This is a genomic window from Burkholderia sp. MSMB1826, assembly GCF_001526325.1.
Taxonomy (GTDB): Bacteria; Pseudomonadota; Gammaproteobacteria; order Burkholderiales; family Burkholderiaceae; genus Burkholderia.
Genome location: NZ_LOYN01000043.1, coordinates 249,378 through 261,993, shown reverse-complemented (window position 1 = coordinate 261,993; position 12,616 = coordinate 249,378). Strand labels below are relative to the sequence as shown.

General features: G+C 68.8%; 12 protein-coding genes. 2 read left to right on the top strand and 10 right to left on the bottom strand.

Annotated features, from left to right (window positions below):
• Positions 1 to 72: 72 nt before the first annotated feature.
• The 4 genes from WS95_RS24860 to WS95_RS24845 are packed head-to-tail and all read right to left on the bottom strand — an operon-like array spanning position 73 to position 4,213.
• Positions 73 to 996 carry an ABC transporter permease gene (locus WS95_RS24860; RefSeq protein WP_059826681.1) on the bottom strand — a complete coding sequence of 308 codons (924 nt, stop codon included), beginning with the start codon at positions 994 to 996 and terminating at the stop codon, positions 73 to 75.
• The gene (locus WS95_RS24855) at positions 996 to 1,868 is read right to left on the bottom strand and encodes an ABC transporter permease (RefSeq protein ID WP_059826783.1); all 873 of its coding nucleotides are present in this window, start codon (positions 1,866 to 1,868) and stop codon (positions 996 to 998) included. The genes WS95_RS24860 and WS95_RS24855 overlap by 1 nt, the downstream gene beginning before the upstream one ends.
• A 49-nt stretch (positions 1,869 to 1,917) precedes the next feature.
• Entirely contained in the window at positions 1,918 to 2,997 is a 1,080-nt protein-coding gene (locus WS95_RS24850) for an ABC transporter ATP-binding protein (protein ID WP_059826679.1), read from the bottom strand.
• A 49-nt stretch (positions 2,998 to 3,046) separates the two neighbouring features.
• A complete protein-coding gene (locus WS95_RS24845; protein ID WP_059826676.1) occupies positions 3,047 to 4,213 on the bottom strand; it encodes an ABC transporter substrate-binding protein in 1,167 nt (388 codons plus the stop codon).
• A 469-nt stretch (positions 4,214 to 4,682) separates the two neighbouring features.
• On the opposite strand from WS95_RS24845, the gene WS95_RS24840 reads away from it, so the two are divergent.
• Positions 4,683 to 5,387 carry a glutathione S-transferase N-terminal domain-containing protein gene (locus tag WS95_RS24840; RefSeq protein ID WP_034207322.1) on the top strand — a complete coding sequence of 235 codons (705 nt, stop codon included), beginning with the start codon at positions 4,683 to 4,685 and terminating at the stop codon, positions 5,385 to 5,387.
• Between the two features lie 121 nt (positions 5,388 to 5,508).
• On the opposite strand, the gene WS95_RS24835 is transcribed toward WS95_RS24840, so the two are convergent.
• Complete coding sequence (locus WS95_RS24835; RefSeq protein ID WP_059826672.1) at positions 5,509 to 6,024, bottom strand: MarR family winged helix-turn-helix transcriptional regulator; 516 nt, start codon at positions 6,022 to 6,024, stop codon at positions 5,509 to 5,511.
• Positions 6,025 to 6,170: 146 nt separating this feature from the next.
• Entirely contained in the window at positions 6,171 to 7,223 is a 1,053-nt protein-coding gene (locus WS95_RS24830; RefSeq protein ID WP_059826670.1) for an RNA-guided endonuclease InsQ/TnpB family protein, read from the bottom strand.
• 92 nt (positions 7,224 to 7,315) lie between these two features.
• Between WS95_RS24830 and WS95_RS24825 the strand changes: the two genes are divergently transcribed.
• The gene (locus tag WS95_RS24825) at positions 7,316 to 8,494 is read left to right on the top strand and encodes an MFS transporter (protein ID WP_059826782.1); all 1,179 of its coding nucleotides are present in this window, start codon (positions 7,316 to 7,318) and stop codon (positions 8,492 to 8,494) included.
• 117 nt (positions 8,495 to 8,611) lie between these two features.
• Here the strand turns inward: WS95_RS24825 and cobM are convergent, their stop codons facing one another.
• From cobM to WS95_RS24805, 4 genes are read right to left on the bottom strand one after another with little or no spacing between them, the layout of a single operon-like run.
• A complete protein-coding gene (gene cobM, locus WS95_RS24820; protein WP_059826667.1) occupies positions 8,612 to 9,340 on the bottom strand; it encodes a precorrin-4 C(11)-methyltransferase in 729 nt (242 codons plus the stop codon).
• 42 nt (positions 9,341 to 9,382) lie between these two features.
• Positions 9,383 to 10,114, bottom strand: coding sequence for a cobalt-precorrin-6A reductase (locus WS95_RS24815; RefSeq protein ID WP_059826665.1), 732 nt, complete (start codon positions 10,112 to 10,114; stop codon positions 9,383 to 9,385).
• Entirely contained in the window at positions 10,111 to 11,199 is a 1,089-nt protein-coding gene (locus tag WS95_RS24810) for a cobalt-precorrin-5B (C(1))-methyltransferase (protein WP_059826662.1), read from the bottom strand. The genes WS95_RS24815 and WS95_RS24810 overlap by 4 nt, the downstream gene beginning before the upstream one ends.
• Positions 11,199 to 12,461 (bottom strand): bifunctional cobalt-precorrin-7 (C(5))-methyltransferase/cobalt-precorrin-6B (C(15))-methyltransferase, encoded by a 1,263-nt coding sequence (locus tag WS95_RS24805; RefSeq protein WP_059826781.1) that lies wholly within the window; start codon positions 12,459 to 12,461, stop codon positions 11,199 to 11,201. The genes WS95_RS24810 and WS95_RS24805 overlap by 1 nt, the downstream gene beginning before the upstream one ends.
• Positions 12,462 to 12,616: the final 155 nt, after the last annotated feature.

The window sequence follows — 12,616 nt, the reverse complement described above, 5'->3', positions numbered from 1 at the left end:
GTCGGGCGCGGTATCCATTTGTAACCAATTGCACGCTGCCGCCAGCCTCGCGCGCTCGCACGACGCCCGCACCTACTGTCGCTCCTGCTTCACGCGGCTCACGAGCTGGGTCGGACTGACGAACTGCAGCGCGATCACGACCCACACGAGCGTGATCGCCATGTAGATCATCGCCATCGCGTCGATCGACTGCGGCGCGCGCACGCCGGTCGAGAACACCGCGTAATACAGCGCGACGACGAGCGTCTGCGTGCTCGGGCCCGCGGTGAAGAACGTCAGCTCGAACATCCCGATCGTGCGCACCAGCACGAGCAGCCCGGCCGCGAGCATGCCCGGCACCAGCAGCGGCAGCAGCACGTAACGGAAATAGCGCCACGTGTTCGCGCCGAAGATGCGCGCGGCGGCTTCGAGATTCGGATCGATCTGCTCGATGAACGGCGTCATCACGAGGATCACGAACGGCAGCGCCGGCACGAGGTTCGCGAGGATCACGCCCGGCAGCGTGCCCGCGAGCCCGATCTTGTACATCACGGTCGCCATCGGGATCCCGTAGGTGACGGGCGGCACCATCAGCGGCAGCAGGAACGCCAGCAGCGCGAAGCGCTTGCCGCGAAACTGCACGCGCGCGAGCGCATACGCGGCCGGCACGCCGAGCGCGATCGACAGCAGCACGACCGCGCCGACCACTTCGACGGTCACCCACAGCACGCTCGCGAGCTGAAAGTCCTCCCACGCCTTCGCATACCAGTGCAGCGTGAAGCCCTGCGGAAACGGCGTGCCGAACCAGCGCGTCGCGACCGAATTCACCGCGACGGTCGCGATCAGCAGCATCACGTTCAGCAGGAAGAACGCCATCAGCGCCCACACGAGCGCCTTCCATGCGCGGCCGGCGAGATTGCTTCTCATCCTGTGCGGTTTTCCCGTGTCGACGGGGCGCGCGTCGGGTGCATCGTGCTTCGGCGGCCACGTGCGAGCGGCATGATCGTCGGTCGCCATCAGCCCTTGCCTCCCGTCACCGCGCCCGTATAGAAGAAGCGGCGCGCGCCGAGCATCGACGCGACCACCAGCAACTGCACGAAGCCCATCACGATCGCGATCGCCGACGCGAGCGAATAGTCGTAGCTCTCGAACGCGGCTTCGGCCGCCGCGATCGAGATCACGCGTGTCGGCCCGGCCGGCGCGCCGAGCAGCACGGCCGACGGAAATACCGAGAACGCCTGCACGAACGACAGGCACGCGGCCATCGTGAGCCCCGGCACGAGCAGCGGCAGGTAGATCTGCCGGAACTGCTGCCACGGGTTCGCGCCGAGCGTCGCGGCCGCGTGCGCGAGCGTCGGGTCGATGCCGCTGATGTACGACAGCATCAGCAGGAACGCGAATGGAAAGCCCGACACGATCAGCGACAGCAGCACGCCCCAGTAGTTGTGCGTGAGGCGCACTTCGTCCGTGTACAGGTGCAGCCCCTGCAGCGCCTGCGGAAACCAGCCGTTCGGCCCGAAATACGTGAGCATCCCGTCGGCGACGAGCACCGTGCCGAGCGTGACGGGAATCACGAGCAGCGTCGTGACGAACTTCTGGTATGGCGAGTTGCGGCGCAGCGCGAACGCGACGGGCACCGCGATGCCGACGTTGAGCAGCGTCGCCGGCACCGCGAGCTTCAGCGTGACGAGCACGGTCGGCCACATGGCGGTGTCGGTGAAGAACTGCACGTAGTTCGCGAGCGCGCCGCCGCCGTTCATCGGCTGGAACGACAGCACGAGACCGTACGCGAACGGATAGATGAATAGCGCGGCGATGAACGCGAGCGCCGGCGCGACGAGCCAGGCTTTCGCGTCGCGCGGCGCGCCGCCGGTCGCGAGCGCGCTCATGCGGCCTCCGCTCGAGATGCCGCCGTGCATGCTACTTGGCGCAGCCCGTTCATTGCACGTCTCCCGGATAGACCAGCGTCCGGGCCGGCGCCACGCGCAGCCGCAGCGGTTCGCCTTCGGCGAACTCGCCGGCCATACGGGCCCAGATCGCGCCGAACGGCGTGATCGCGCGAATCAGCGAGTCGCGCCCGCCGTACTCGACGGTCTCGACGGTCGCGTCGAACGCGTTGTCGGCGCCTTGTTCCGCGCGCTCGACGTCGTCGGGGCGCAGCGCGACCACGACGTCCTTCGCGTCGAAGCCGGCCATCGGCACGCCCGCGAGGCGCACGCCGCCCGACGCGACGCTCACGCGATCGCCGGCCATGCCTTCGAGCGTAAACGCCAGCACGTTGCGATAGCCCATGAAGCGCGCGACATGCAGGTTGTGCGGCCGCGTGTACACGTCCTTCGGCGACGCGACCTGCTGCACGACGCCCTCCTTCATCACGACGATGCGGTCGGCCATCGACAGTGCTTCGTCCTGATCGTGCGTGACGTAGATCGTCGCGCGTTCGAGCTGCGTGTGGATGCGGCGAATCTCCGCGCGCATCTCGATGCGCAGTTTCGTGTCGAGATTCGACAGCGGCTCGTCCATCAGCACGAGCGGCGGCTCGATCACGATCGCGCGCGCGATCGCGACGCGCTGCTGCTGGCCGCCCGACAATTGCCCGGGCAGCTTGCCTTCGTGGCCGACGAGTTGCACGAGCTCGAGGGCCTGCTGCGCGCGCCGCCGCATTTCCTGCTTCGGCACGCCGCGCATCTTGAGGCCGAAGCCGACGTTGTCGAGCACCGACATGTGCGGAAACAGCGCGTAGTTCTGGAACACCATCCCGAAGCCGCGACGCTCGGGCGGCAGCACGTCGATGCGCGTGTCGTCGAGCCAGATGCCGCCGCGCGTGAGCGGCTGCAAGCCGGCGATGCAGTTCAGCGCGGTCGATTTGCCGCAGCCCGACGGGCCGAGCAGCGCGATGAACTCGCCGCGCCGGATCTCGAGGTCGAGCCCGTTCAGCGCGGCGACCTGTGCGCCTTGCGCATTGATGAAACTGCGGCACACGCCGTCGAGCCGCAGCCGTTCGAAACCGTGCTTCATTCCACGAACTCCATCGACGCGGGCGCCGCGGCGCCCGCCGGTTCAGCCGTCACTTCGATTTCTGCGAACCGATCTCGCGATCCCACTTCTGGAACGCGGCGACCATCGCCTGCGCGCTGAGCGGCTGCACGTGCGGGCGATCGGCGAGCAGCTTCGCGTATTCGGGACGGCCGAACTTGCGGACGACTTCCTGGCTGTGCGCGGGCGCCATCTCGAGCGTCACGCCCTTCACCGCCGGGCCCGGATAGAAGTACCCGTCGTCGTAGGTCATCGCCTGCTGCGCCGGTTCGAGCAGGAAATTCATCAGCTTGAACAGCACGTCGAGCTTTTCCTTCGGCACGCCCTTCGGGATCACCATGTAGTGTGCGTCGTTGACCCACGTCATGTCGTCGAACGCCTGGATCCTGAATTCGGCCGGCACGATGCCGAGCGCGCGCGGGTTGAGGTCCCAGCCGGTGACGGTCACGGTCATGTCGCGCGTGCCTTCGCCGAGTTCCTTCATCACCGCCGACGTGCCGCCCGGGTAGTACGGCACGCAGTCGTTCAACTGTTTCAGGAACGCCCAGGTCTTGTCCCAGCCATTGATCGGGTCCTGCGGATTCTTGTCGCCGAGCACGTACGGCAGCCCCATCAGGAACGTGCGGCCGGGGCCCGAGTTCGCCGGGCGCGCATAGATCAGCTTGTTCGGGTGCGCCTTGCACCAGGCGAGCAGTTGATCGGGCGTCTTCGGCGGGGCGCTCACCTTCGCCGGGTTGTATTCGAGCAGCGGGCCGGCCGGCATGTAGGTGACCTCGAGGCCGAAGCCCTGCGCGAGATCCTGCATCTTGCGCGGGCCGGGCGCGTACTTGTCGAGTACGCCGGGGAAGGCGGCCGCGTTGTCGGGCAGAAGTTTCTGCCACAGGTTCTGCTCGATGCCGGCGGCCAGCGCGTCGGTGCCTGTCAGCACGAGGTCGATGTCCGAGCGCCCCGCCGCCTGCATCGCCTTGATCTTGCCCGGCAACTGCGGCGCCGGTGCGTTCGTGAACGTGACGTTCGCGACGAGATTCGGATTCTTCTCCTTGAACGCTTCGATGGCCTTCTGCGTGAGCTGCAGGTTGCCTGCGACGTCGACGATGTTCAGCGATACGGGAGCGGCAACGGCTGAGGCGGCCGACAGCGCGAAGCCCAGTGCGAGGGCGATCCGGCGGACACGGCGAGCGATCGGGGTGGTGTTCATGTCTCCTCACTTCGGTCGGTGGATGGGACCTTTCTTGTCAGGAAATCATGACGGCGTTATACGATGTCGGTCAACAAAAAACCACGGGATCCGGGGCGGGACTTTCCCTGACAAAAAGCTTCCGTTTCGTCGACGAATCGCGTGCCGCGTGATTGAGTCGGGTTGGCGGAACGGCTCCTGTCGCGTGTTAGGACGTCGTATCTCGATGCAGGACGAACGTGTATCGGGGCCGTATGCGGCCCGTCGGCCGACGGAGACGCGTTGCTCGTCGTGTCTCATGGCATCGTGAGCGATACCGAGGCGGCTATCACGCCGAACAGGCGGCGGCCGACCGGCCCCTGCATCGATTTCCCGGATCGGCTACAGTGGGCGCTTTCGGCGCGCCCCGCCCCGCCGCCGCGCCGCGAACCGTGCGCGAGCGCGGCGGCACGGGCGGGCGCGGATCATTCACTTCGACGAGCGAACCTTCATGCCCGATCTGTCCGCCTTCCCGATCACGCACAAGTGGCCGGCCCAGCACCCCGACCGTCTCCAGCTCTACTCGCTGCCGACGCCGAACGGCGTCAAGGTGTCGATCATGCTCGAGGAAACCGGCCTGCCGTACGAGCCGCACCTCGTGCGCTTCGACACGAACGACCAGATGTCGCCCGAGTTCCTGTCGCTGAACCCGAACAACAAGATCCCCGCGATCATCGATCCGAACGGCCCCGACGGCCAGCCGCTGCCGCTGTTCGAATCGGGCGCGATCCTGATCTATCTCGCGGACAAGACGGGCCAGTTGATCCCGAAGGATCTCGCGGGCCGCTACGAGACGATCCAGTGGGTGATGTTCCAGATGGGCGGCATCGGGCCGATGTTCGGCCAGGTCGGCTTCTTCCACAAGTTCGCCGGCCGCGATTACGAGGACAAGCGCCCGCGCGACCGCTACGTCGCCGAATCGAAACGCCTGCTCGGCGTGCTCGACGCGCATCTCGCGAACCGCCAGTGGGTGATGGGCGATACCTACACGATCGCCGACATCGCGATCTTCCCGTGGGTGCGCAACCTGGTCGGCTTCTACGAGGCGGGCGAACTGGTCGGCTTCAGCGAATTCCGGCACGTCAAGCGGGCGCTCGACGCGTTCGTCGCCCGTCCGGCCGTCGCGCGCGGGCTCAATATCCCGGCGCGCGATTAAGACCAGGCAGCAGCGCGGGCTCGCCGTGTGCGGCCTGCGCGCTGCTCGAGCCAGGCCCGCCGCATTGCGCGGCGGGCATTTTTTGCCCGCGCGGTGCGCCGGCATCACGCATCCGGCGGCGCTACTTTCCGCCGCGCGCTTCCGGTGCAGGATTTTCCAGCCCGGTCAGCAGCTTGCCCAACAGTTCCGACAACTGCGCCTGTTCCGCCGCCGACAACGCGGCCAGCAGATCGCGCTGGTTGTCGATGTGCGCGACCACCGCTTCGTCGATCAGCGCACGCCCGGCGTCGGTCAGCGCGACCAGCGTGCCGCGCCCGTCGGCCGGGTTCGGCCGGCGCTCGACCCAGCCGGCCTTCTGCAGCCGGTCGATGCGCGCGGTCATCCCGCCCGACGACATCATCAGCGCGTCGTACAGCGCGGTCGGCGTCAGCGCGAACGGCGCACCGCTGCGCCGCAGCGTCGCGAGCACGTCGAATTCGCCCGGCTGCATGCCGTAGCGCGCGAACAGCGGATTGAGACGGTCGCGCGCGATCACGAGCGCGGCTTCCTGCAGCCGCCCCATCACGACCATCGACGTCGCGTCGAGATCCGGACGCTCCGCGCGCCATTGCGCGAGCGCATGCTCGGCTCGATCCATTAACCCTCCTCGGCTTGCCAGTTATCTTGACGTCGAGATAAATCGCCATTTATCTTGATGTCGAGATACTTTACCTGAAAAACGCGCGACGCCTCGCGGGCAGCCGCGCACCGATATCGAGGGCTTGCATTGACGCCCTCCTCTCCCTAAAGGGAGGGGATTCCCACACCTGGCGATGCACGTCCGCATCGGAGAATGTTCAGCGCAGCGTTGATATCACGATCATGTACGACACCACATTCACTGCAGGCCCATTCTCTTACTCGCAGTCCCGCGATACCTTTCGGCCGCATCGTGCTGTCTTTCGACCCGCACGACGAACAGGACTGGGTCGAATCGCTTTCGTCGACTTCCTTGTACGTGGCCCCGTGCGCGATCGCTTTGTAGCGGAGCTTGTTTCGGAAGGACGACCAGGATGCGTCGTAGACGCTCTTCGCCATCCTGGTTCTGGCAAGTTTGACGGCAGATACGTTGCCGACCGCGATGTAATCGAAACGCCGCACCAGATCGAGCGCGAGCTTGTGCTGGAAATCGGCACGGGCATTCGCGACCTTGGCGTGCAGCTTCGCGATATGCCGCTTGTGCTTTCGCGCTCGCTGGGCTTTCGCCAGCTTTTCCGCCGCGCGTCTGCCGAATTGGTCGTTGGGCAGTTTCTCGCCGGTCGAAAGTGTGGCGAAGTCTTTCAGGCCGAGATCGATGCCGACACCAGAGCGGATCGATCGGGCCTCCACATCCGGCATCTCGATCACGATGTTGAGAAACCAGTTGCCGCGTGCATCCTGCGCAAAGTTGGTCCCGTCCTTGATCTTGCCTTCGGGAAGCGGTCGGCTGTTGAACACGCGAAACGTGTTGCCGGCAAAGCGGAACGCGTCGCCCTCGCGCTTCAGGTCACGCCCCTTCAGCGGCACCCAGCCCAGCGATTTCCTGCCGCGATAGCGCAGGTAGGGCCGACGGTGCTGACTGCGCGATTTCGCATATTGCTCGCACGTCGCGTTGATCGTGCCGGAGTGAATGCCGAGTTCCTTGCTGCTGCCGGTCGTCAGCACGTTCAGATCGAATCCCGTCGGCCACTTCTTGCTCCACTTGAGCGCGTGCTTCTGCGTGTCATTGCAGAAGTCCCAGACGTAGTTCACCGCACGGCTCTGCTTGCTAAGCAGTCCGTTGAGCGACTTCACCCGGTAGCGGTAGACAAGGATCATGCAGGTGATCCTAACCTGTGGAAGAAGCTGCCTGTCAACCGTACGCCTTTCTTTCCCGCCATCAATGGCGGGGTTTCTCGGAGCAGCTGATGATGAATCGCTTCACTTCCCCCGGATGGCGGCTCGCCGCGATCGTGCTCGTCGGGCTGAACCTGCGGCCGGCGCTCGCCGCGATCGGTCCGCTGCTCGACATGATCCAGCGCACGACCGGTATCGGCGACGGCGCGGCGAGCCTGCTGACGACGATCCCGATCCTGCTGATGGGGTTCGGCGCGCTGGGCGCGCGGCGCCTGCAGCGCATCGCCGGGATCGCGGGCGGCGTGTGGCTCGGCGTCGCGTTGATCGGACTGGCTTGCGCATCGCGCGTCGGCGCGCAGCACGCATGGCTGCTGCTCGCGAGCGCGTGCTGCGCGGGCGTCGGAATCGCGATGGTGCAGGCGCTGTTGCCCGGCTTCGTGAAGGCGCATTTCGCGACGCGCATCGGCGGTGCGATGGGCGTCTACTCGACGTCGATCATGGGCGGCGCGGTGCTCGCGAGCGTCGTCGCGCCGTTCGCCGCGGCGCGCTGGGGCTGGCTTGCCGCGCTCGCCGGCTGGGCGCTGCCGGCGGCGCTCGCCGCATTGGCGTGGCCGCTGGCGAGCCGTGGCGGCGACGCGCCGGCCGGCGGGCCGGCGTCGGCGTCGAATGCGCGGCCGTCGCGTTCGCCGCGCGCGTGGCGACTCGCGCTGTTCTTCGGCATCGCGACGGGCGCCTACACGCTCGTGCTCGCATGGCTGCCGCCGTACTACATGCGGCTCGGCTGGTCGCCGACCGCGGCGGGCAGCCTGCTCGGCGGCGTGACGCTCGCGGAAGTCGTCGCGGGGCTGACGATCTCCGCGACGATCGACCATCTGCCTGATCGCCGGCCCGCGCTGCATGCTGCGATCGCGTCGCTATGCGTCGGGTTGCTGGTGATGCTGGCCGCACCCGACGCGCTCGCGCTGCCGGCCGCGCTGCTGCTTGGCGCGGGAATCGGCGCACTGTTTCCGCTGTCGCTGATCGTTACGGTCGACCATGCGGCGACGCCGGCTGATGCCGCGTCGCTAACGGGGTTCGTGCAGGGTGTCGGCTATTTGATCGCCGGCTTGTTTCCATTCGCGGCCGGCATCGTGCGCCAGCATCTCGCGGACCTGACGCCCGCATGGATCGCGATGGCGTGCCTGTGTGTCGTGCTGTTCGTGCTCGCGTCCGGGTTTGCGCCAAAACTGGTGCGGCACGTCGCGCGGGCCTGAGCGACGCCGCGGGCCAGCGGCGCGGGTGCCTGCATGCCCGGTGTCGTCCCCGGCATGCTCGCACCGGCAATATCCTCGCGGCCCGTCCAGATACCCGGCTCCACGGCGCGGGCGCGTTCAGCCCGCGCTTGCGTACAGCGTCGAATCCGCGAACCCTTCGGCGTCGAGCACGCGGCCAATCAGGATCAGCGCGGTGCGCTCGATCTGCGTGCCCTGCACCTTGCCGACGATGTCGGCCAGCGTGCCCGTCACGCGCTCCTCCTCGGGCCAGCTCGCGCGATAGATCACCGCCACCGGGCAATCGGCGCCGTAATGCGGCAGCACTTCGTCGACGATGCGCGCGAGATGGCGCACGCCGAGATGGATCGCGAGCGTCGCGCGGTGCGCGGCGAGCGAGCCGAGCGCTTCGCCTTCCGGCATCGTCGTCTTGCCCGCGAAGCGCGTGAGGATCACCGTCTGCGCGACGCCGGGCAGCGTCAGCTCGACGCCGAGCGTCGCCGCGCACGCGGCCGTGGCCGTCACGCCCGGCACGATTTCGTATGGGATCCCGAGCGCTTTCAGGCGGCGGATCTGCTCGCCGATCGCACCATACAGCGACGGGTCGCCCGAATGCACGCGCGCGACGTCCTGCCCTTTCGCATGCGCGGCGGCGAGCAGCGCGACGATCGCATCGAGGTCGAGTTCGGCCGTGTTGACGACCTGCTCCGCGCGATGACCGTCGAGCACGGCGGCCGGCACGAGCGAGCCCGCATACAGGATCACCGGGCACGTGCGCACGAGGCGCTGGCCCTTCACCGTGATCAGCTCCGGGTCGCCGGGGCCCGCGCCGATGAAATACACCGTCATCGAAATTTCTCCGTCAATTCGTGGGATGACCGCTGCGTCGCGTCAGGCGCGCGCGGCCGGATCGAGTGCGTCGACGAGCGCCGCGACCGAGTCGAACGCACGGTCGGCATCGGGCAGCGGCGGCCGGCGCAGCATCACGACCGGCAGCCTGCGTTCGCGTGCGACGTCGAGCTTGGCCTCGGTGGCCGCGCCGCCGCTGTTCTTGCTGACGACGACGTCGATCCCCGTCAGCGCGAACAGCGCGCGCTCGCCGTCGGGCGTGAACGGCCCGCGCGCGGCGACGACCTGTGCGCGGGCGTTGCCGGGATGCGCGTCGAGGCAGCGCACGAGCCAGAACTGGTGCGGCGGGATCGTGTCGAGATGCGCGAGCGGTTCGCGGCCGAGTGTGAACAGCGGGCGCCTGAACGGCGCGAGCGCGGCCTCGATGCCGGCCCAGTCGTCGACCATCCGCCAGTCGTCGCCCGGTTGCGGCGTCCACGGCGCGCGGCGCAGCGCCCAGAGCGGCACGCCCGCGTCGCGCGTCGCCGCCGCGGCGTTCGCGCTGATTTGCGCGGCATACGGATGCGTTGCGTCGATCACGAGGCCGATGCCGGCGTCGCGAAGATACGCGGCGAGCCCGGCTGCGCCGCCGAAACCGCCGACGCGCACGTCGCAGCGCAGATCGTCGGGCGTCTTGCCGAGGCCGGCGAGACTGTAGACATGATGCGGGCCGAGCGCACGCGCGATTTTCAGCGCATCGCCGGTGCCGCCGAGCAGCAGAATGCGCGGGCTCATCGCGCCTCCCCGACGAAGCGGCCCTGCCGGTCGATCGCGAACATTTCGACCGCGACCGACGGCGGCACGATGTCGCGCGCCACCTGCAACGCATGTGCGCAAACGAGATCGCCGAGCGGCACGCCGTCGGCCTGCGCCAGTTTCAACGCTTCCTGGCTCGTGTTCGCGGCGCGCATCGCGGCCTGCAGCGCATCGCTCGCGCCGGCTTCGGCCGCCCATTGCGCGAGCAGCGGCAGATCGATGCTCGAATGGCGACTGTGCAGGTCGAGATGGCCGGCCGCGAGCTTGCTCAGCTTGCCGAAGCCGCCGCACATCGACAGACGCGCGACCGGCGCGCGCCGCAGGTGCTTGAGCACCGCGCCCGCGAAGTCGCCCATCTCGATGAGCGCCATGTCGGGCAGACGGTAGTGCGCGCGCATCGCGTCCTCGCTCGCGTTGCCGGTGCAGGCGGCGATGTGCGCGACGCCGTTCGCTCGCGCGACGTCGATGCCCTGATGAATCGACGCGATATAGGCCGAACACGAGAACGGCCGCACGATGCCGGTCGTGCCGAGGATCGACAGCCCGCCGACGATGCCCAGGCGCGGGTTCATCGTCTTCAGCGCGAGCGCCTCGCCGCCGTCGACGCCGATCGTCACGTCGAAGCCGCCCGCGTAGCCGTGCTCGGCGGCGAGCGCTTCCAGGTGCGTGGTCATCATCCGGCGCGGCACCGGGTTGATCGCCGGCTCGCCGACCGGCAGCGTGAGCCCCGCCCGCGTGACCGTGCCGACGCCCGGCCCGGCATGAAAGCGCACGCCGGACGCCGCCGCGAGCGCGACGCGCGCGAAGATCAGCGCGCCGTGCGTGACGTCCGGATCGTCGCCGGCATCCTTGATCGTGCCGGCTTCGGCGCCGTCGGCCGTGGCGCGGCAGAATTCGAGACGCATCATCACCCGCTGTCCCTTCGGCAGCACGATCTCGACCGCGTCGTCCGCGTGGCCCGCGAGCAGCAGTCGCGCGGCCGCGAGCGACGTCGCGGTCGCGCAACTGCCGGTCGTGTAGCCGAAGCGCAGCGGCGCGGGCTGTTCGGGTGTTTCGTCGCGCATCACGCGTCCGTTGCGTTCGACGGATTCGACGGGGTCGACGAGCCGGCCGTATCGGCCGCGTCGGGCTTGCGCACGTCGTACAGCGTGACCGGCAGCGGTTGTCGCCACGTGTCGAAGCGGCCGAGCGGTTCGGCATGCGCGAGCGACACGCGCGTGAGCGTGCCGCCGTGCACGTCGCGCCACGCGGCGAGCGCCATCTCGCCCTGCAGCGTGACCGCGTTCGCGACGAGCCGCCCGCCGGGTTTCAGCGACGCCCAGCACGCGTCGAGCACGCCGGGCGCCGTCGCGCCGCCGCCGATGAAGATCGCGTCGGGCGCGGCGAGCCCCGCGAGCGCAGCGGGCGCACGGCCCGCGACGAGTTGCAGGCCCGGCACGCCGAGCGTCTCGCGGTTGTGTTCGATGAAGCGCTGCCGCTCCGCATGCTCTTCGATCGCGATCGCCTGGCACGATGGATGCGCGCGCATCCATTCGATGCCGATCGAGCCGCTGCCGGCGCCGACGTCCCACAGCAGTTCGCCGGGCGCGGGCGCGAGTCGCCCGAGCGTCATCGCGCGCAGGTCGCGCTTGGTGAGCTGGCCGTCGTGACGGTACGCGTCGTCGGGCAGGCCGGGCGTGAGCGCGCGGCGCGGTGCGTCGGGGCCCGCCTGGCAGTCGAGCGCGACGAGATTGAGCGCGGCGGCTTCGTCGACGTTCCAGTCTTGCGCGAGGCCATCGATCCGTCGCTCGAGCGGGCCGCCGAGGTGTTCGAACACGCTGACGCGCGTCGGCCCGAAACCGCGGGCGGCGAGTTCGGCCGCGACGGCGGCCGGCGTGCGGCCGTCGGCGCTCAGCACGAACAGGCGCCGGCCCGGCAGCAGATGGCGCGCCAGCGTCGCGAGCGGCCGCCCGACGAGCGAGACCGCGCCCACGTCCTGCAGCGCCCAGCCGAGGCGTGCGGCCGCGAGCGACAGCGACGACGGCGCGGGCAGCACGCGCCATTCGTCGGGAGAAAGCACACGGGCGAGCGTCGCGCCGACGCCGAACAGCATCGGGTCGCCGCTCGCGAGCACGCACACGGGCGCGCCGCGGCGTGCGAGCAGCCCCGACAGGTCGAACGGCGACGGCCATGCTTCGCGCGTCGCCCGCAGCCGTGCGGGCAGCATGTCGAGATGCCGTTTCGCGCCGACCACGCGCGTCGCGTCGAGCAGCGCGCGCCGCGCGTGGCGTCCGAGCCCCGCGTAACCGTCGTCGCCGATGCCCACTACCGTCAGCCACGCCGTCATCCACCCTTCCCCATCGTTCGATTTCATCGTGTCGCCGCGCGGCCCCGAAAGCGCCGATGCGGCCGTCCGCATGGCGAAAAACGGCATGGTACCGTGTTCCACTCCGCGTTTCATCCGGCCGCCCGCTCGCCCCCGGGCATTGCCTGCGCCGCCCG